The sequence below is a fragment of the Salinivibrio sp. PR5 genome (assembly GCF_001996085.1).
GTDB lineage: Bacteria > Pseudomonadota > Gammaproteobacteria > Enterobacterales > Vibrionaceae > Salinivibrio > Salinivibrio proteolyticus.
The window spans coordinates 14,859-33,721 of record NZ_MUFK01000018.1; the positions used below are offsets into that span (position 1 = coordinate 14,859).

Consider the following 18,863-nt stretch of genomic DNA (forward strand, 5'->3'; position numbering starts at 1 on the left):
CTTAATCACTGCATTTTTTACGGATTCAATATAACTACCTCGCCAGGCTTTAACCCCTTACGTACACGTCCTTGCTGTGTGAGCGATACCAGCCGAGTCTTGGCCTTACCCGCGTCGAGCACCTTCACATAGTTAAGTTGTCCAATTTGATAATACGCATTGCTCGGTAAGTAAAGCTCAGACTCTGCTTTTTGTGACACGGTCACTTTTGCAAACATGCCCGGCAGCAAGCTATCGTTAGGATCCGAATGCGGCAGTGTCACCACGACACGATAACTGCGTGAGCTCGTATCGGCGGCGGGCGTCATCGTGCGCACCATACCTGTCAACGTTTTATCATAGGTGGGCAATTCAACCGTTAACGATTGGCCAATCGCCACAAAAGGCAAAACAGACTCAGCCATATTCACCATCGCTTCAATACTGGCAGGGTTATACAGGGATAACATCGCCGCGCCCGGTGTTGCCGTATCACCTTGGTTGATGATCTTTTCCGTGATCACGCCTGAGAAAGGCGCTCGCACCAGACTAAAACCAAATTGGGTTTCTGCCTCGTCCACCGCAGCAAGAGCGCGGCGATAATCAGACTGCGCCGTTTTTAAGCGATTTTCCGCTTCATCAAACTGAGATTGAGGCACCAGCTTTTTCGCTAACAAGGTCTCCATTCGTCGGTAGTCACTGCGCGCGGTATTCAGTTGCGATTGCGCCGAGGCCAAGGCTTGTTGCACTTGGCGAACTTTGGCACTGAGGTCGGCATTATCTAAACGCAGTAATACATCGCCTTGCTCAACGCGGTCACCGACATCAACCAACACTTCCGCGACGGTGGCCGTCATCCGCGCTGCCAGCGTGGCGTTTTGTCGTGCCACTAGCTTACCCGAGAAGGTACGCGTTTGCGGCTGCTCGACCGCTTCCAGTGTTAGCGTTTTCATATCGCTTGCGACAGATTTTGGGGGCGACTCTGACGCCACTTTCTCGGTAAAGGCGCCAGCCATCGCCAAAAATAACACCAATAACCCAGTGCCTAGCACCAGTGCGAGTAAGCCTTTTTTTGCCTTCATGCATCCTCTCCTTCTACTGATAAGCCATGGGTCGGGTGATGTTGATACGCAAGGTTGTATACCACAGGCACAACCAGCAAGGTAAACACGGTAGACGCGGCAATGCCGAAAATAATTGCCCACGCTAAGCCATTGAAAATAGGGTCGAGGGTGATAATCACATTCCCCAATAAGGTGGTGCCGGCGGTGAGCAGAATAGGCCGCATTCGCACCGCGCCTGCTTGTACTAGGGCTTCACTCAGCGCCATGCCTTGTGCAAGTGACTGTTGAATAAATTCAATCAGCACCAGTGAGTTACGCACCACAATCCCTGCCAATGCAATCATGCCAATCATCGCGGTGGCGGTGAATAGCGCCGGATTTGGGTAGCCGTTGATCTCACCGCTTAAGCCATTGAGCAACCAAAAACCCGGCATGATGCCAATCACGGTCAGCGGGATCGCGAGCATAATAATGCCCGATACCGCCGGTAGCCCAGTTTGTATCAGCATCACTATAAAGACGCCCAGCAGTGCTGCGCCATAGGCAATCCCCAGATCACGGAAGACATCAATGGTGATCTTCCACTCTCCTTCACCACTCCATACCACCTCGATATTCTCATCAACTTGCCAGCCATCACCCGCGCCATTATCCAGATAACTACGCGCTGATAGCGGGCGAGCACTATCCGATTCAGGTTGATTAAAGTCGGCCATCACATCGGCGACCACCTCGCCCGGCACGCGTCCAGTGGGTTCGGCGTACACATACACTACCGGGCGCAAATTTTTATGATAGATAGGCTGATCAACCGGTTGCCGCTCAAAATGACCGATCTCACTCAAGGCGACCAGCGGCTGCGGCGCATCCACCAAGGCACCTTGAATCGATTGTTTAGCCACCCCAGCCCGACCGCGCACGTGCAGTGCAAGCAGCGCATCAAGCTGATCACGGGAATCTGGCGCAAGTCGCAGCCTCACGGGCAAGGGATCCATTTCATCGGCATCCGCTAAATGGGCCAGCGTGACCCCTTGGTTCGCGGCCCTGAGCGCTTGGTTAATATCGGCCACGGCAATACCCGACAAGGCGGCTTTTTCTTGGTCCACCACAAACTGCCAGCTCGAAAGAGGCCCTTGAATACTGGTGCTCACTTCTGACACCAAGGCTTCACGCTTTAATCGCTCGGCCACCTGCGTCGCTTGCGCTTGCAGGGTTGAATAAGGCGTGCTTGGTGAGCCATACACTTCCGCGACAATGGTTGCCAGCACCGGCGGCCCCGGCGGCATTTCCACTAATTGCACCTCGGCATCATATTTTGCTGCGATGGCTTCTAATTCATCACGCATGCGGGTGACCAAGCCATGCGATTGCAACGTGCGCCGGTGCTTATCCACCAGCACCACACGCAGTTCACCCTGGTAAGGCGCTTGGCGAGTAAAGTAATGGCGCACCATGCCATTAAAATCCATCGGTGAGGCGAGCCCGGAAAAGCCGGATACCGACACCACCTCGGCTTGCGTTTGTAGATAACGGTTCATTTCTCGCAGCACGTTGGAGGTATCAACATGATTGGCGGTTTCCGGCAAATCCAGTACTACCTGAAACTCGTTTTTATTGTCATACGGCAAGAGTTTGAGTGGCACGAAGCGCAAAGCAGGCAGCAGAGCAGCGATGACAAACAACACGCCCACTAGCCATAAAAACGCTTTGGCGCGACGATTACTTTCGAGCAATGGCAGCAACACGCGTCGGTAGCCACGGTACAGCGGCGTGGTCTCTATGCGATAGTCATCACCTTTATTGGAAGCGCGGACAATTTTTTTGGCAAGCCAAGGTGTGACTAAAAACGCCACCAAGGTACTGATCACCACACTGACCGGCACATTGAATGCAAGGGGCGCCATATACGGCCCCATCATGCCGGTGATAAAAAACATCGGGGTAAACACAATCACAATCGCCACCGTCGACATGATCAATGCGCGTTTGATTTCCAACATCGCCAGCACAATCGTGCGTCCACGCGGCTTATTATCATGGGTCAGGTGCCGTTCAATGTTGTCGATACTGGCTATCGGATCGTCGACAATCAGTCCCAGCGCCAAAATTAACGCAAACAGGGTGACGCGGTTAATCGAATAGCCAAAGGCTAAATCCAGCCCTAATGCCGCGCCATAACTGATTGGGATCGCAATCGCTACCACTAAGGCACTGCGCCAGTTTAAGAACAAGCCAACAAAGACCACCACGGTGAGCACCGCAATACCGAGGCTGGACACCAAGTTTTTTACTTTGGCATCGGCGGTTTGACCGTAATTGCGAATAATCTCAACGCTCACGCCCTCGGGAAATTGTGTGGCGACCAGATGATTGAGCGTGGCGGTGACATCCTCGGCCACGCTCACCGCGTTCGAGCCTTTTTGCTTGGCCACCGAGAGAAACACCGCTGGATGCGGCTGGCTATCATCGGTCGATTGGATCCAGGTATCTGTGGTGGGCTCTTGCGCGCCGTCCGATAACTCGGCCACATCCTGCAGATACACAGGCTTGCCATTGACCACCGCCACCACTAAATGGCGGATGTCCTCAAGGCTTTGATACCACTGGCCGGTTTTTAATACATAGCGCTCACCCTGATGCTGAATATCGCCAATATCACGCTTTTGATGGCTTAGCGAAAAGGCATTGGTGAGATCAGACACGCTGATCTGATAGCTAGCCATGGCGGCAGGATCGAGCGTGACCAACACCTGACGCGGCACACCACCTACCACCTTCACCGCATTGGTTTCGGGAAGGGCTTTGAGATCCAAGGTGGCCTGCTCGGCAATACGGCGCAGCGCATAATGGTCGAGCTGGTCAGGGTTTTCGCTACGCAGTGCCGCAATCACAATCGGCACATCATCAATTTCCACCGGCTTGATTGCCCATGCGCTCACAGCAGCTGGGATCGCATCTTGATTGGCGTACAGCTTGTTATAAAGCTTCACCAAGGCTGCCTCGCGATCTTCACCCACGTAAAAGCGCACCGTAACCAACGCGGAGCCTGCTTGGGTGGTGGAATAAACATACTCCACCCCATCAATTTGACTGACTTTTTTCTCGAGCGGCTGCGTCACCTGCTTTGCCACTTGCGTGGCACTCAAACCGGGCGCTTGTACCACCACATCTGCCATTGGCACCACAATTTGCGGATCTTCTTCTTTGGGAGTGAGCCACAGTGCCGCCGCGCCCACCAACAGCGCGAGCACAATGAGAATGGGCGGGAAGAAGCTGTTCATCACTCGGGTGATCAGCTGACCTTGTGGCTGGGCATCTCGCATATTCGATCCTTTGGCTGATGTCAGTAACGACAAGAAAACGATAGGTAAAATGGCTGAATGTTAATTAACTTAGCGCATCGACGGGCAATGAATGTATGCTGATCTCTCAGATTCAGACACATCAGGCACAATAAAGCCGCTGTAAGGTGGCGATAATCGCCGCGACATGGGGGTCATTGAGCTGATAAAACACCTGCTGGGATGACTTGCGCACCTTAACCAGCTGATGCCGCTTTAACACGCTAAGATGCTGAGAAAACGCCGACTGACTGAGCGACGACCCTTGCAGCAATTGCCCCACGGAGCGCTCTCCGGCCAAAAGCTGGCACAGCACAATTAATCGCTCAGGATGGGCCATCACTTTCAACATGGTCGCCACCAAAGACGCTTGCTCACGCATGGCACTGATGTCCATATCCGGTACGCTTTCTGCCTCAAACGGCACCGTTGACTCTGCCATCACCCACTCCTTTCTCGCCAATACTCATAGCTTAGCGTGGCATTTTATTTAGTCAATTCTAATTTAGATAAATTATTATTAGACTTTTCTAAATACAACTTCTAGAGTGATCCGAGTGCCGACAAATACTGAAGGCGTTCGAGCCAAAGCGGTTCGGTCTGTCGGGTAATCGTATAGAGGATGCAAAGGAGTCTTGCTATGACAATTGATAATGGCGTACGCGTAATCGCTGGCATGATGGTGCTACTTTCTGTCGTGCTTACCCTCACAGTTCACAGCCAATTTATTTGGCTAACCGTCTTCATTGGCGTAAACCTGATCCAAAGTGCGTTTACAGGGATTTGTCCGGCTGCCTTTTTCCTGAAAAAACTTGGACTAAGCAACGCTTGATGGAGTCATAATGACCAAAATCGTAATTATTGGCGGCGTCGCTGGTGGCGCCTCTGCCGCCGCTCGCGCCCGTCGTTTAAGTGAACAAGCCGAAATCATCATGTTCGAACGTGGCCCGTACGTCTCGTTCGCGAACTGTGGTTTGCCTTATCATATCGGCGGAGATATTACCGATCGCAGTAAACTCTTGCTGCAAACCCCAGACAGTTTTCGCGCCCGCTTTAATGTGGATGTGCGCATCAACAGTACGGTCACTGCGATTAATCGCGAGGACAAAACCGTTACCGTCACTCGTACCGATGGTAGCAATTATCAAGAAAGCTACGACAAGTTGTTGTTAAGCCCAGGTGCGGCCCCCATCATGCCGCCCATTCCTGGCTTAGATAACCCGCTGACCCACTCGCTCCGCAATATTCCAGATATGGATGCGATTTTGCATACCATTGATATGAATAACCCCAGCCATGCGACTGTCGTTGGCGGAGGATTTATTGGCCTTGAGATGATGGAAGCGCTGCATCAACGCGGGATTAAAACCACCCTATTGGAGATGGCCGATCAGGTAATGACGCCAGTTGACCGAGAAATGGCGGGATTTGTTCATCAAACCATTCGCGATCAAGGAGTGGATTTACGCCTAGGCACAGCACTGGAGTCCGCCGAGTTTATTCCTACCACGCATGTCGCCAGTGATGATGCCGGCGAGCCCAGTGAGCCGCAACACTTAGAAGGTTCACTGAACCTCACGCTAAATAATGGCGACACGCTGCATACTGAATTGTTGATCATGGCGGTTGGCGTTAAGCCTGAAGTCACGCTGGCGCAACAAGCGGGCCTTGCCATTGGTGAAAAAGGCGGCATTGTGGTCAACAGCACTCTGCAGACCCAAGATCCCGATATTTACGCGGTCGGCGATGCAGTCGAAGAAATCGACTTTGTGACCCATAAACCGACGTTAGTGCCACTGGCAGGACCTGCGAACCGTCAAGGGCGGATGGCCGCTGACAACATGCTAGGAAGCACTGAGCATTATCTTGGCACCCAAGGCACCGCCATCTGTAAAGTGTTCGATCTCGCCGTCGCCTCGGTGGGCCAAAACGAGAAACAACTCAAGCACGCTGATATCGACTATCAAAAGGTCTATGTTCACGCCGCCAGTCATGCCGGTTATTATCCCGGTGCGGAAATCGTCTCATTTAAGCTGCTGTTTGCCCCGGATACCGGCGCGATTTTAGGCGCACAAGCGGTGGGTAAAGACGGCATTGATAAGCGCATTGATGTCATGGCCGTGGCACAACGTGCTGGCATGACCGTTGAGCAGCTACAACATCTCGAGCTCACTTATGCGCCGCCGTATGGCAGTGCCAAAGATGTGATTAACCAAGCAGCCTTTGTGGCCACCAATATTCTTAAAGGTGACGCGACGCCGATCCACTTTGATGAGGTAGACAACCTCACCGACGCTCAAGTGCTACTCGATGTGCGCAATGCGCCCGAGCGCGAAAACGGCCAGTACATTGAAGGCGATGTGCATATTCCGGTCGACGAGCTGCGCGGACGCATTAATGAGCTGCCAAAAGACAAAGAAATTGTGGTGTACTGCCAAGTCGGACTCAGAGGCAATGTCGCCTATCGCCAACTGGTCAATCATGGCTTTAAAGCCCGCAACTTGATTGGTGGCTATCGCACCTACAAATTCGCCACAGCGTAGTGCGAACACTGTGTTCAAATTCAACTGGGTGACCCCACATGGGTCACCTTTTTTATGCTGGCGGGAAGGTGTTCTACGAAAACAACCCAGACGACAAATAACGATCGCCGCGATCGCAAATAATAGCCACCACTACAGAGCCGGGTTCGGCTTTGGCGACTTGCAGGGCAGCAAACACGGCACCACCCGAGCTAACCCCCGCACAAATACCTTCTTCTCTGGCGAGGGCGCGCGCGGTCTCTTTCGCATCTTGCTCGGAAATATCCATCACTGCATCAATGTGCTCGTCGGTATAAATGCCGGGGAGATATTCAGCTGGCCAGCGGCGAATACCAGGAATCGCGCTCCCCTCTGTCGGTTGTAAACCAATGGTTTTAATCGCGGAATTTTGCGTTTTTAGATACTTTGAGGTTCCCACAATGGTACCTGTGGTGCCCATGCTGGCGATAAAGTGGGTGATTTGTTGCTGGCTTTGTTGCCAAATTTCTGGCCCCGTACCCGTTAAATGCGCCCGCCAGTTATCCGGGTTATTGAACTGATCTAACACTTTGCCCTTGCCCTGTGCTTGCATGGATAAAGCTAAATCGCGAGCGCCCTCCATCCCCGCCGCTTGAGAGACGAGGATCAACTCACTGCCATAGGCTCGCATGGCATCTTTGCGCTCCTGTGTGGCGTTTTCAGGCATGATTAAAATCAGTCGATAACCTTTAATCGCCGCCGCCATCGCCAACGCGATCCCTGTGTTGCCACTGGTCGCTTCAATCAAGGTATCGCCGGGTTCGATATCACCCCGCGCTTCTGCCTGCACGATCATATTGAGTGCGGGTCTATCTTTCACCGAACCGGCCGGATTATTGCCCTCGAGTTTGACTAAAACAGTGCTGCCTGTCTCTGCGGCTAACCGCTGCAAGCGCACCAAAGGGGTCTGACCCACATAGTCTTCAAGGGTGGGGAAATCAGCCACGTTGTTTACCTCTTCATGTTTCATGAATTGCCTGCCTGATGGATGCTCTCAACACCGCGTAAGACACTGTCTATCGCCACATCCTACAAGGAGGCTTGATACGACACGCAGACATTTTTTCACTAACATATACAAAATGGTTATATTTAAACTGTTTTTTATTCCCTTCAATTGCTTTTATTCTGTGACCTATCCCAACTTTCTTTGCTGATAACAGCAACAAACGGCCATCAAGGATTTAACAATGAAGGTATTCAAAACTCTGGCTCTTTCGGCCTTGCTTGCCACCAGCGCGGCGCCGGTATCTGCCGCCGAGCAAACCCTCTTGAATTCATCTTACGATATCGCACGTGAGCTTTTTGCTGATTACAATCCGCTGTTTGCAGCGCACTGGCAAGAAAAAACCGGAGAGTCGGTGACCATTAAGCAATCGCACGGTGGCTCCTCAGCGCAGGCGCGCGCCATCATGCAAGGGCTGCAAGCGGATGTGGTCACCTTCAACCAAGTCACGGATGTGCAGGTATTGTACGATCGCGGCAAGTTGATCGATAAAAACTGGAAAGAGAATTTCCCCAACAGTAGCTCGCCGTACTACTCCACCACCGCGTTTTTGGTGCGCAAGGGCAACCCAAAGAACATTGAAAATTGGGATGATTTAGCCAAGGACGACGTTGCCTCTGTCTTCCCCAACCCAAAAACCTCTGGTAACGCCCGTTATACCTACCTTGCCGCACTCGGTTATGCACAAAAGGCATTCGGCAAAGATAACACCGAGCAGCAAGACCAATTTTTGAAACAGCTTCTCGCCAATGTGGCGGTGTTTGATACCGGCGGCCGCGGCGCAACCACCTCATTTGTTGAACGTGGCATTGGCGATGTGCTGGTCACCTTTGAATCAGAAGTCAACAATATCCGCCAGCAATATGGCAGTGATAAATACGATATTGTGGTGCCTAAAACCTCGATTTTAGCTGAGTTCCCCGTCGCCGTGGTTGAGCGTAACGCCAAACGCAACGGCACCACTGAGTTGGCAACCGAGTATTTGTCTTACCTTTACAGCGAAAAAGCACAACGCTTACTGGCCGATTTTAACTACCGCGTCCATCACCCTGACGTGGTCAAAGACAATGCCGATCGTTTCCCTGAAGTCGAACTGCTGACCGTAGAAGCCATCGCAGGGAGTTGGGAGCAGGCCATGAAAACGCACTTTGCCGGTGGCGGAAAACTCGACCAACTGCAACGCCGTTAATTCTTTCTAGGTATTGAGACGCTATGCCATCGCTATCGTATCAACGCCAATCCACACCTTGGGCAGCACGTCAGCAGCGCGTGCTGCCCGGGTTTGGCATCAGTTTGGGCGTGTCTTTGCTGTTCATCAGCTTAATCCTGCTGTTACCGGCCAGCGGCCTTATCATGCAAACCAGCCAAATGAGTTGGCAAGAATACTGGTTTGCCATCACTGACCCACGCATTGTTGCCAGTTATAAAGTCACAGCCGGTGCGGCGCTGATTGCCTCACTACTAAATGGTGTGATTGGCTTGCTCTTTGCGTGGGTGCTGGTGCGATACGATTTTGCGGGCAAACGCTTGGTCGATGCGCTGGTTGATTTGCCGTTTGCCCTGCCCACCGCCGTTGCCGGTGTCACGCTCGCCACCCTGTACGCCGATAACGGCTGGATAGGCAGTGTGCTTGCCAACGCCGGTATTCAAGTTGCTTACACGCCGCTTGGGATCGTGATTGCCATGATGTTTACCAGCTTGCCGTTTGTGGTGCGTACCGTCCAACCCGTGTTGGAGGAAATTTCTCAAGAGGAAGAAGAGGCCGGTACTGTGCTCGGGGCGAGCGACGTTGCGGTATTTTGGCGGATTATTCTGCCGACCATCAAGCCAGCGTTGTTAGTCGGTGTGGCCTTATCGTTTACCCGCAGCTTGGGCGAGTTCGGCGCGGTGATTTTTATTGCTGGCAATATGCCCTACGTCAGCGAGATCACGTCGCTGATGATCTTTGTTCGCTTGCAAGAGTTTGATTTCCCAGCGGCGAGTGCCATTGCCTCGGTGATCTTGATGGCATCGCTGTCGTTATTGTTTGCCATTAACCTTTGGCAAGGCCGTTATCTAAAACGTATTCACGGGCGGTAAGGACACTTTATGAGCACAAACTCGGTGAGAATCGGTGATACCCCATGGATCAGGCGCAGTTTAATCGCGCTTATGCTGCTGCTCGTGGCGCTGGTGTTGGTTGTGCCACTGGTAAGCATCTTTTCTATTGCCTTCGCCGATGGCATCACAAGTTATTTTCAGCATTTACTCGCACCGGATACCCGCCACGCGATTGGCCTTACATTGTTGGTGGCCGTTCTTACGGTGCCCATCAACCTCGTATTTGGTGTGATGTTGGCATGGGCCGTTACCCGCTTCCAATTTCCGGGGCGAAAACTGATCACCACCTTGATTGATATCCCGTTTGCCGTGTCGCCCGTGGTCGCAGGCTTACTCTATTTGCTGCTTTATGGCAGTAACGGCTGGCTAGGTGCGTGGCTATTTGAGCATGATCTTCAAGTAATGTTTGCCCTACCCGGCATTGTGTTGGTCACTATTTTTGTTACCTGCCCTTTTGTCGCCCGCGAGCTGATCCCGCTCATGCAACAGCAAGGGCAAGCCGAGGAAGAAGCGGCGGTGGTGTTAGGCGCATCATGGTGGCAGCTTTTTCGCCGCGTCACCTTGCCCAATATTAAGTGGGCCCTCATCTACGGGGTCATTTTGACTAATGCCCGTGCCATCGGCGAGTTTGGTGCGGTCGCTGTGGTGTCAGGCAGCATTCGCGGTCAAACCAATACCCTGCCTTTGCAGGTACAGCTGCTCTATGAGGACTACCAAACCCAAGCGGCGTTCGCCTGTGCGTCATTACTTGCCTTTATGGCACTCGCTACCTTGGCATTGAAAGCCTTGGTGGAATGGCGTCAGTATCGTGTGCACGCCAGTACCGCGCCGATGGATGAAAGCAGTGCGTCAACGCCTGCCCGCTTAACCTTACAAACGAACCAAAGTGAGCCGTAAGCCATGCGTATTCAACTGAACAACATCACTAAACACTTTGGCCAGTTCCAAGCGTTATCGCCGTTATCACTTACCATAGAGCAAGGCGAGATGATGGGACTGCTTGGGCCCTCAGGCTCCGGTAAAACCACGTTATTGCGCATTATTGCCGGATTAGAAAGCAGTAACAGCGGCCAGATCCTATTTGGCGAGCGCGATGTCACCCGCGTCCATGTGCGGGATCGCCGTGTCGGGTTTGTTTTTCAAAACTACGCCTTGTTTAAACACATGACGGTGGCAGAGAACATCGCCTTTGGCTTACAAGTGATGCCACGTCGCGAGCGCCCCTCCCCAGCCACGATTACGCAACGGGTGAACCAACTGCTTGAGGTCGTGCAGTTAGGCCACCTGGGCCAGCGGTATCCCGAACAATTATCAGGCGGGCAAAAGCAACGTATCGCGCTGGCGCGAGCGTTAGCGACCCAGCCGGAGATCTTATTGCTCGACGAACCGTTCGGTGCGTTAGATGCACAAGTGCGCAAAGAGCTGCGTCAATGGTTACGCCGACTGCACGATGAAATGGCTTTTACCAGTGTGTTTGTCACTCACGACCAAGACGAAGCACTGGAGCTATCGGATCGCGTGGTGGTGATGAGTAATGGGCAAATTGAACAAGTCGACAGTCCGGTCGACCTTTATGCCGCGCCGAAAAGTCGCTTTGTGTTTGATTTTTTAGGAAACGTGAACGTTTTTTCCGGCGCCTATCAACAAGGCGTCTGGCAAAACGGCAATGCCTTTATTCAACCCACACTAAACACGCACACCCAACAGTCAGGCAGTTTGTATGTGCGCAGCCATGAGTTAACCCTGGCCGATAAACCCAATAGCCAACTCTCGCTGCCCATGCGTGTGGTCTCTATCAATCCAGTCGGTGCCGAGGTGCGGGTTTCACTCGCTCCACAAAGCTGGGAGAGTGAACAACTGTGGGAGGCCACCTTGACCCATCATGCGTGGCAAGCCGCAGCGTATCAAAAGGGCGATACCGTGTATGCGATGCCGCACCGCGGATACTTTTTCAACGGCACAGACACCGAGCCGCACCGCCTTAATTGGCCATTTTTGGCCAAAGATAGCTTGGCGTATGATATTTAACTACCGAGACCACAGAGAATACCGCAAAAATGAAAAATAATTACAACAATACTATTTTGGATAGATTTAAAATTTAATATTGATCACAAATAAAACGCGAGCTACGCTCTAAACATACCAGCATGTAATTTAGTTACACATAAGGAGCGTGTTATGTTATCAGCGATTAAGGATCTATTTACTCCTCATAAAGACTATGCAGGCCGACACATTGATGCTGTTATCGACCGGTTAGCGGCGCAAACAGGGACAGAGCCTCATGCGTGGTCTTACCTTAGAGAGCAAGCTGTGTATGAGAATACATTAAACGGCATGCGTATTTACCCGCATGAGCTGAGAAAGTACGCGGCCTAGAACAAACCTTACCTAGGACACCAACAGATTTTACGTCGTGTGGATGTGGGGTTCGTGCTAGACTCCACGCCATTCAGCGTATTCACCCTTTTTAGGGTGGACGCGCGTTCATTGTTTGTTGAGTTTGCCATGCCATTTAAAAAACTGGGTTTAAGTGACCCACTTTGCCAAGCCATAGCCCAACGAGGCTTTACCACGCCAACATCTATTCAAGCCAAAGCGATTCCAATCATCCAACAAGGGCATGATCTGATTGCCGCGGCACAAACGGGCACCGGAAAAACCTCGAGTTTTATCTGGCCTATCATCGATAAATTATCTGCCGGTGAAGCAGGACGTAAAAAGCGCGCGCGCGCTCTCGTCATCGCTCCCACTCGTGAACTCGCCCTGCAAGTGGCTGAGAGCGCACGTCAAGACAGCCAGTTTACTGAGCTAAAGACCTTGGCGATGGTTGGCGGCATGGACGAGCAGGCACAAAAGCAAGCCTTGATCGACGGCGTCGATATTTTGGTCGCCACCCCGGGACGTCTACGGGATTTACTCAGCCAACGTGCCGTCTATTTAGATGAAGTGGAAGTGCTGGTTCTCGACGAAGCGGATCGTATGCTGGATATGGGCTTTATTGATGCGATTCAACATATTCTAGACCGATTGCCGGCAAGCACGCAGTGCTTACTGTTTTCGGCCACGCTATCTAATAAAGTGCGCGATCTAGCCAAAGCGACCATTGGCGATGAAGGCAAAGAAATCAGCATTGCCGCACGAGATGCCTCGAAAGACAACATTACTCAATGGTGTATTCCAGTCGATAAAGATAAGAAATCCGCACTACTTAGCCATTTAATTAAAGAGAATGGCTGGACGCAAGCGTTGATTTTTATCGAAACCAAACACGGCGCCGCCAAACTCGCCACCCAGTTGGAAAAACGGGGCATTGCTGCGGAGGCCTTTCACAGTGGACGCAACCAAGCCGTGCGGACCCAATTGCTGGAAGACTTTAAAAACGGTGACATCCAATTTTTAATTGCCACCGGCGTCGCCGCGCGTGGCATTGATATTGAGTCGCTTGAGCGCGTGGTCAATTACGATCTGCCCTTCCCGGCCGACGAGTACGTCCACCGAATTGGCCGTACCGGTCGCGCAAGTGCTCAAGGCGAAGCGATTTCATTGGTCTCAAAAGATAACACCAAAAACTTGCGCATGATTGAAGCACGTCTCGGGCACCCACTTGAACGTCACATTATCGAAGGCTTTGAGCCTAAAAAGCCGGTACCGCAGACTGCACCCAAGTGATAATGTACAAACAATGATCGTGACAAAAAACGGCGAGCTTCATGCTCGCCGGTTTTGTTTGCTTTATGCCTGAGTCAGTGTTTGCCAGAGCGCCTGCCATGCATCTGGGCGGCGATAGTATTGGCTCACTGTGATGGCTTGCCATTGACCGTTTTGCTCCACCAGCATGGATGGAAAACCGCGTAAGCCATGCGCTGCCATCAATTGACGGGTTTGATTCACCGCAGGCATCACATCATTTTCGGCGCGATTCATCGCCTGTTGCCAAGCCCCTGCCTCTATCCCCATCTCACTGGCAAGCTCTGCGAGCGTGTCAGCTTCATAGACGGAGCGACCTTGCTGATAATGGCCACACTGGATGCGTTTCAGCATCTCTGCACCCTGACCATCAAGCTGCTGAGCTGCGAGGATGGCTTGCGCGGTAATAAAGGAGTCCAAAATTACTGGCTGGTCGCTTGCCACGCGGTCTAGATAGGCTTGACCAAATGTCTGTCCGGTTTGATCGGCAATGGTCTGATCTGCCGCCAAGATGTGTTGACGAAAGCTGTCTTCAATCGGCGCACGCTCACGCATGCCACCTGGATGAAGCTGCAAGTTAATCTCAGGGGTGTTGCTCAAGCTTTCAATCAAGGTGGCAGCGCCAAAGCACCAGCCACACATTGGGTCAAAAATATAGTGGACGTTTACCATTCCATCTCTCCCATATGTACTTTGGCACCAATTTCCAAAGCCATCGGCAAACCCGCTTTCGGATATTTCGCTTGCATGGTTTTAATCAGCTCAGCACTGTCTTTGCTGTTTGCTTTCGCCTCGGCAAAGTCTTGCAAATACTGCTGGGCAAAAGTAATGGTGTCAGCGTTCAGTGCCGTGCCCGCGGTCATGTGTCCTGGGATCACGACTTTAGGCTTTAGTGCTGCCATTTCTTCTAATTGTGCAGCCCAACCTTCACGTGCTTGATCAGATTGTGCGTCTGCCATCCAAAGGTGTACATTGCCATACACGGCGACGTTACCCAGGATCGCCTTGTTGGCTGGGATCCAAAGATACGGACGATGCGCCAACTCGCCTTTCGCGCCGCGAATTTCAATTTTACGACCGTCCAGTGTCAATGATGAACGGGTATAAGCAGCAGGGACTACAGGGTTTTGCGGGGCATTGTCACCCATTTTTGGTGCCCAAAATGCCATTTTTCCATCCAGTTTTTCTGCAATGGTGGCGCGCACTGCCGGTGTGGTGATCACTTTTGCGTCAGGGAACATGCCGTGCAGCACTTCCGCGCCAAAATAGTAATCTGGGTCTGCTTGGCTAATAAAGATAGTGGTCAGCGCTTTCCCAGAGTCCAGCACTTTAGCGGCAATACGTAGCGCGTCTGCTTTAGTAAAGCCCGTGTCAACCACCATGGCTTCGGTTTCGCCATACACCAAGGTTGAGTTTACGTGGAAGCTGTTACCATCCGCGTTATATACGTCCAAGTTCAAGGGTTCAGCATTATTGGCTGCCATTGCGCTGCCAGTCAGTAATAAAGAGGCGGCTAGGGTTTTTATCAATTTCATCGTCGTGCTCCGTTGTTTGCATTCGGTGTTGAGATGCTGTGCAGTTTACGGGCTCGACTTGTTCGGATATATAGCTAATAATTTGCATCATTGTTTCATATTTCGATCATATTGATACGTCGTCGCCATGCATCACACGATCGATATTGTTTATAGCCAACCTCGGAGCACACTCATGGATAAACTTACTGCGGCAAGAGTCATGGTGGATGTCGCCCTAACGCAAAGTTTTACCGCCACTGCCGAGCGTCTGGAGATGTCGCGCCCCATGGTGACTCGCCATGTCGAAGCGCTGGAAGACTGGTTGGGCGTGCGCTTATTACAACGCACCACGCGTAAGGTTTCATTAACTTCCGCCGGCGAGCAAAGCTTGCCGCAACTGGAGCAATGGGTTGAGCAAGCCAATGCCCTGACACAGCAATGGCAACAAGACGCGGGCTTGACCGGAAAAGTGCGGGTGGCCACCAGTATGTCGTTTGGTTTTGCGCAACTGATCCCCGCGGTAAAGCCCTTTATGGACTCTCACCCCGGGGTCGATGTAGATATTGAAGTGCAAGATAAGGCGGTCGATTTGATTGCGGAACGGATTGATATAGCCATCCGCATTGCATCCAACCCCGACCCTTCTCTTATTGGTCGTCCGATCGCCGCGTGTGATTCCGTCTTAGTCGCGGCACCGGATTATTTGGCGGCCCATGCACCGATCCGCTCCCCGGAAGATCTCACCGCGCATAGCTGTCTCAGTTACAAGCAGTTTGATCGACCGATTTGGCATTTAGACAAAGGCGAGGAACACGCCGCGGTTGAAGTGCAAGGTAAGCTCTCAGCTAACGAGGCGACCACCTTACTCAGTGCTGCCATTCAGGGCATGGGCGTGAGCATGCAGCCGGTGTATCTGGCTCATAGTGCCATTGCGCGAGGTCAGTTGGAGGTCGTGCTCCCCGATTGGCAACCCAAGGCAATGGATATCTACGCCTTGTATCCGTCGCGTCGCAACCAGCCACCAGCGGTGCGTGCGCTGCTGGATGCGCTGATTGCCCACTTCGCCAATCGCGAGTGGGCACCGGTTGCTATTTAGTCAGCAGAAAAAATTGAGTGATGAGAGGATAAGCTCGTAGGTTTAATCAGACGATTTTGCTCGCGCAGCATGATAACGCTGGGCTTTAACCAGCCATTTATCAAGCTGGTTGGCAAAAGCTTGTTTTTGCTGCGGACCAAGCGGAGCAGGCCCACCTGTGTGCACACCGCTACTGCGCATGGTTTCCATAAAATCACGGATATTAAGCCGGGCGCGGATGTTTTCTTTGGTCAGCAATTCGCCGCGGGTGTTAATCACCGTCACGCCCTTTTCAATCACTTCATCCGCCAGCGGAATGTCTTGGGTGATCACCAAATCGCCCGCCTCTGCCTCGGCAACAATTTGGTTGTCCGCCACATCAAAGCCCTTCTCGACCTGACGTGAACTGGCGTAAGGCGACGGTGGCAAGCGAATAAACTGGTTGGCAATAAAGGTGGCTTGAATGTGCGTTCGGTGTGCCGCGCGCACTATCATCTCGCGCATCGCGACCGGACAAGCGTCCGCGTCTACCCATATTTGCATGCTGGTTCTCTTAGCGTTAGCGTCAATGCCTGCATTAAACCCCAATTCACCGCAAATTGAAACGTTACCCCTGCGTCGTATCCGCGTTTAGTACTGGCTTTACATCGCTTGGCTGCTCAGGCGCGCAGATATTAGGCTGTGTTGGCCGCCCGCTCTTAAACTGCGCTAGCCAAGACGTTAAGCATGGCATCACGCCATCTGCAAACGCTGCCTCCCCTTGCCACCAAATCCGGGCCAGCGTTAACCAACGGTGACGCTCACTGTGCGCGTTGGCGATATTATCGGTGCGCAGTAGGCTGTGGTCGGCATTTTCAAACACACGCACGTGATAAAACGGCAGCGGCGCGTTAGCGAGCAGCTGGTGATACGTAGAAGCGGTTTTATCTGAGTCGACATAAGCATCCCGCGCACCAAACAACGCTAACGTGGGCACGTCGAGATCGATTAAATCAGCAGTCACATCCGAGGCCCAATTACGTTGTACAAATTGCCAAAAAGCTTCGCTCATGGGGGCGTTGTCATCCTGTTTTACGTGGTTTAGGTACTGTTGATACGACGCGCCGGATTGGATCAAGGCATCCACTGTCGCCTCGGCAGCTTGCTCTTCCTCAATAGCGGATTCACTGTATCCGGCGGCTAATCGCCGTTGACGTCCAGAATACTCGGATTGCGCCATCCAGTTGACTGCTCCACCGACACTGATCAGAAAATCGATGTTTTCGGCTTGGTGTGCCACCTTCGGGATCACCCAACCGGCTTGGCTAAAGCCCATCAACCCCAGTTTGCCATCCTTTAGCCCCAAGGTTTGGCGCAAATAGCGAATCGCCGCCGCGACTTCATCGGCCCGATCTTGCATCGATTGTGACCGCCAATCCCCGCTCGACTCACCCACTCCCGGCTTATTCCAAGACAACGCACACCACCCATTCGCCGCTAACACTCGCCAGAGTGGGAGGTAATAACCAAACGCATCGGTCGGCACGTCACCAGAGCCATGCACAAACACCACACACTGATTCGGGATCTCAGAACCTAAAGGTAAAATTAATTCACCTGCGAGCTGATTATCGCCGGCGTTAAAGTGAATGGATTGACGCGTCAGCCCCGCGTTTGGGTCATCCATGACTATGACCAAAAACGTGCCTATCAGCACCAGCGCTATCAAACCTCGCTTTAGCCACTTCATACCCTTTCTCCTTCCACCCCATTATCACTAAAAGGTGTATAAATAGCCGGTATTGAACGACCACAAATCGTCTCTATCAACAATCGGGCTGTCTGACACTTCATCGCCATAGTGGCGATAGCTCACCCCCAACAACAGATGATGCGCGCGGCCAAGCCTGTAATAGAGATTGAGGTCGGATTGGAATTTGCAAGTTTGATCAGGTTGATAAGTAGGTCGGCCAGCTTTGGCGTCTTGGGCTGACACACCGACATAATAACGACTCACCGCGCGACCCACACAAGTCAGTGACACTTGAGGATCAAGTACCCACGGGCCTTGTTCCATCGGCGCGCCATAGCGGCCCACCACCGCGCCACTGTTATGATTATCCGAGATATCATGATGGTAGCCGAGCTCAAAATAGCCCACCGACGTTATCCAGCCGGTGGTTAGATTAGCGGTATACACCGTATCGAGACTTTTCATATCTTTGAGGGTTTTGCTGTCACCGCGGGCGTGATCGCCAAACACATCGTCGCCCACGCCCGCCGACACATACCAGCTGTCGCCCTCGGCGAGATACACACCTAGGGTATCGTTGCGATAAAAAATCCCCTCCCATTGCGCCTCAACCACCAGCTCAATGTCTTGGTCATCTTCACCACCGAGATATATCGACGGCTCGGTATAGCCGACCAGGCCGACGGTCAGATAATTATCCGCGAACATACTGTCGGTTTGCGCATGCCCGGACAAGGGCACCGAGGTCAAAACGAAACAGATAAGTGTGACAAATGGCTTCACCGGCGATTCTCC

18 protein-coding genes are annotated in these 18,863 nt (G+C 52.3%); 9 read left to right on the forward strand and 9 right to left on the reverse strand.

The annotated features are described in order from the left end of the window. Positions 1–17: 17 nt before the first annotated feature. The 3 genes from BZG82_RS08355 to BZG82_RS08365 form a co-directional block, all read right to left on the reverse strand. The gene (locus tag BZG82_RS08355) at positions 18–1,061 is read right to left on the reverse strand and encodes an efflux RND transporter periplasmic adaptor subunit (RefSeq protein ID WP_077765586.1); all 1,044 of its coding nucleotides are present in this window, start codon (positions 1,059–1,061) and stop codon (positions 18–20) included. Continuing rightward, positions 1,058–4,366, reverse strand: a complete 3,309-nt coding sequence (locus tag BZG82_RS08360; protein ID WP_077765587.1) for an efflux RND transporter permease subunit — start codon at positions 4,364–4,366, stop codon at positions 1,058–1,060. The genes BZG82_RS08355 and BZG82_RS08360 overlap by 4 nt, the downstream gene beginning before the upstream one ends. A 121-nt stretch (positions 4,367–4,487) precedes the next feature. After that, positions 4,488–4,826, reverse strand: coding sequence for an ArsR/SmtB family transcription factor (locus tag BZG82_RS08365; protein WP_231637480.1), 339 nt, complete (start codon positions 4,824–4,826; stop codon positions 4,488–4,490). Positions 4,827–5,024: 198 nt separating this feature from the next. On the opposite strand from BZG82_RS08365, the gene BZG82_RS08370 reads away from it, so the two are divergent. Next, positions 5,025–5,216 carry a YgaP family membrane protein gene (locus BZG82_RS08370; RefSeq protein WP_069586663.1) on the forward strand — a complete coding sequence of 64 codons (192 nt, stop codon included), beginning with the start codon at positions 5,025–5,027 and terminating at the stop codon, positions 5,214–5,216. A gap of 10 nt (positions 5,217–5,226) precedes the next feature. Continuing rightward, positions 5,227–6,927 (forward strand): FAD-dependent oxidoreductase, encoded by a 1,701-nt coding sequence (locus tag BZG82_RS08375; protein WP_077765588.1) that lies wholly within the window; start codon positions 5,227–5,229, stop codon positions 6,925–6,927. Positions 6,928–7,000: 73 nt separating this feature from the next. Here BZG82_RS08375 and cysM read toward each other — a convergent pair whose 3' ends face one another. After that, positions 7,001–7,891, reverse strand: coding sequence for a cysteine synthase CysM (gene cysM, locus BZG82_RS08380; protein ID WP_077765612.1), 891 nt, complete (start codon positions 7,889–7,891; stop codon positions 7,001–7,003). A gap of 244 nt (positions 7,892–8,135) precedes the next feature. Between cysM and cysP the strand changes: the two genes are divergently transcribed. The 6 genes from cysP (at position 8,136) to BZG82_RS08410 (ending at position 13,726) form a co-directional block, all read left to right on the forward strand. Continuing rightward, positions 8,136–9,140 (forward strand): thiosulfate ABC transporter substrate-binding protein CysP, encoded by a 1,005-nt coding sequence (gene cysP, locus BZG82_RS08385; protein ID WP_077765589.1) that lies wholly within the window; start codon positions 8,136–8,138, stop codon positions 9,138–9,140. Positions 9,141–9,163: 23 nt separating this feature from the next. Then, a complete protein-coding gene (gene cysT, locus BZG82_RS08390; protein WP_077765590.1) occupies positions 9,164–10,030 on the forward strand; it encodes a sulfate ABC transporter permease subunit CysT in 867 nt (288 codons plus the stop codon). A gap of 9 nt (positions 10,031–10,039) precedes the next feature. After that, positions 10,040–10,948: a sulfate ABC transporter permease subunit CysW gene (cysW, locus tag BZG82_RS08395; RefSeq protein WP_077765591.1), complete on the forward strand. Its 909-nt coding sequence runs from the start codon at positions 10,040–10,042 to the stop codon at positions 10,946–10,948. Positions 10,949–10,951: 3 nt separating this feature from the next. Continuing rightward, positions 10,952–12,079: a sulfate/molybdate ABC transporter ATP-binding protein gene (locus tag BZG82_RS08400; protein WP_077765592.1), complete on the forward strand. Its 1,128-nt coding sequence runs from the start codon at positions 10,952–10,954 to the stop codon at positions 12,077–12,079. A 153-nt stretch (positions 12,080–12,232) separates the two neighbouring features. Then, a complete protein-coding gene (locus BZG82_RS08405) occupies positions 12,233–12,433 on the forward strand; it encodes a hypothetical protein (RefSeq protein WP_077765593.1) in 201 nt (66 codons plus the stop codon). Between the two features lie 129 nt (positions 12,434–12,562). After that, positions 12,563–13,726 carry a DEAD/DEAH box helicase gene (locus tag BZG82_RS08410; RefSeq protein WP_077765594.1) on the forward strand — a complete coding sequence of 388 codons (1,164 nt, stop codon included), beginning with the start codon at positions 12,563–12,565 and terminating at the stop codon, positions 13,724–13,726. A 63-nt stretch (positions 13,727–13,789) separates the two neighbouring features. On the opposite strand, the gene BZG82_RS08415 is transcribed toward BZG82_RS08410, so the two are convergent. Continuing rightward, positions 13,790–14,416, reverse strand: coding sequence for a DsbA family protein (locus BZG82_RS08415; RefSeq protein WP_077765595.1), 627 nt, complete (start codon positions 14,414–14,416; stop codon positions 13,790–13,792). Beyond that, positions 14,410–15,279: an MBL fold metallo-hydrolase gene (locus tag BZG82_RS08420; protein ID WP_077765596.1), complete on the reverse strand. Its 870-nt coding sequence runs from the start codon at positions 15,277–15,279 to the stop codon at positions 14,410–14,412. Before BZG82_RS08420 ends, BZG82_RS08415 begins: the two co-directional genes overlap by 7 nt. A gap of 175 nt (positions 15,280–15,454) precedes the next feature. Between BZG82_RS08420 and BZG82_RS08425 the strand changes: the two genes are divergently transcribed. After that, complete coding sequence (locus BZG82_RS08425; protein ID WP_077765597.1) at positions 15,455–16,357, forward strand: LysR family transcriptional regulator; 903 nt, start codon at positions 15,455–15,457, stop codon at positions 16,355–16,357. Positions 16,358–16,399: 42 nt separating this feature from the next. On the opposite strand, the gene BZG82_RS08430 is transcribed toward BZG82_RS08425, so the two are convergent. From BZG82_RS08430 to BZG82_RS08440, 3 genes are all read right to left on the reverse strand, one after another. Beyond that, positions 16,400–16,879: a YaiI/YqxD family protein gene (locus tag BZG82_RS08430; RefSeq protein ID WP_069587832.1), complete on the reverse strand. Its 480-nt coding sequence runs from the start codon at positions 16,877–16,879 to the stop codon at positions 16,400–16,402. 64 nt (positions 16,880–16,943) lie between these two features. Then, positions 16,944–18,065: an alpha/beta hydrolase family protein gene (locus BZG82_RS08435; protein ID WP_077765598.1), complete on the reverse strand. Its 1,122-nt coding sequence runs from the start codon at positions 18,063–18,065 to the stop codon at positions 16,944–16,946. A 27-nt stretch (positions 18,066–18,092) separates the two neighbouring features. Beyond that, complete coding sequence (locus BZG82_RS08440) at positions 18,093–18,851, reverse strand: MipA/OmpV family protein (protein WP_077765599.1); 759 nt, start codon at positions 18,849–18,851, stop codon at positions 18,093–18,095. Positions 18,852–18,863: the final 12 nt, after the last annotated feature.

Excerpts from the sequence above, each read along its gene's own strand:
- BZG82_RS08355 (WP_077765586.1), bottom strand. The coding sequence starts at position 1,061 with ATGAAGGCAAAAAAAGGCTTACTCGCACTGGTGCTAGGCACTGGGTTA.
- BZG82_RS08360 (WP_077765587.1), bottom strand. The coding sequence starts at position 4,366 with ATGCGAGATGCCCAGCCACAAGGTCAGCTGATCACCCGAGTGATGAAC.
- BZG82_RS08365 (WP_231637480.1), bottom strand. The coding sequence starts at position 4,826 with ATGGCAGAGTCAACGGTGCCGTTTGAGGCAGAAAGCGTACCGGATATG.
- BZG82_RS08370 (WP_069586663.1), top strand. The coding sequence starts at position 5,025 with ATGACAATTGATAATGGCGTACGCGTAATCGCTGGCATGATGGTGCTA.
- BZG82_RS08375 (WP_077765588.1), top strand. The coding sequence starts at position 5,227 with ATGACCAAAATCGTAATTATTGGCGGCGTCGCTGGTGGCGCCTCTGCC.
- cysP (WP_077765589.1), top strand. The coding sequence starts at position 8,136 with ATGAAGGTATTCAAAACTCTGGCTCTTTCGGCCTTGCTTGCCACCAGC.
- cysT (WP_077765590.1), top strand. The coding sequence starts at position 9,164 with ATGCCATCGCTATCGTATCAACGCCAATCCACACCTTGGGCAGCACGT.
- cysW (WP_077765591.1), top strand. The coding sequence starts at position 10,040 with ATGAGCACAAACTCGGTGAGAATCGGTGATACCCCATGGATCAGGCGC.
- BZG82_RS08400 (WP_077765592.1), top strand. The coding sequence starts at position 10,952 with ATGCGTATTCAACTGAACAACATCACTAAACACTTTGGCCAGTTCCAA.
- BZG82_RS08405 (WP_077765593.1), top strand. The coding sequence starts at position 12,233 with ATGTTATCAGCGATTAAGGATCTATTTACTCCTCATAAAGACTATGCA.
- BZG82_RS08410 (WP_077765594.1), top strand. The coding sequence starts at position 12,563 with ATGCCATTTAAAAAACTGGGTTTAAGTGACCCACTTTGCCAAGCCATA.
- BZG82_RS08415 (WP_077765595.1), bottom strand. The coding sequence starts at position 14,416 with ATGGTAAACGTCCACTATATTTTTGACCCAATGTGTGGCTGGTGCTTT.
- BZG82_RS08420 (WP_077765596.1), bottom strand. The coding sequence starts at position 15,279 with ATGAAATTGATAAAAACCCTAGCCGCCTCTTTATTACTGACTGGCAGC.
- BZG82_RS08425 (WP_077765597.1), top strand. The coding sequence starts at position 15,455 with ATGGATAAACTTACTGCGGCAAGAGTCATGGTGGATGTCGCCCTAACG.
- BZG82_RS08430 (WP_069587832.1), bottom strand. The coding sequence starts at position 16,879 with ATGCAAATATGGGTAGACGCGGACGCTTGTCCGGTCGCGATGCGCGAG.
- BZG82_RS08435 (WP_077765598.1), bottom strand. The coding sequence starts at position 18,065 with ATGAAGTGGCTAAAGCGAGGTTTGATAGCGCTGGTGCTGATAGGCACG.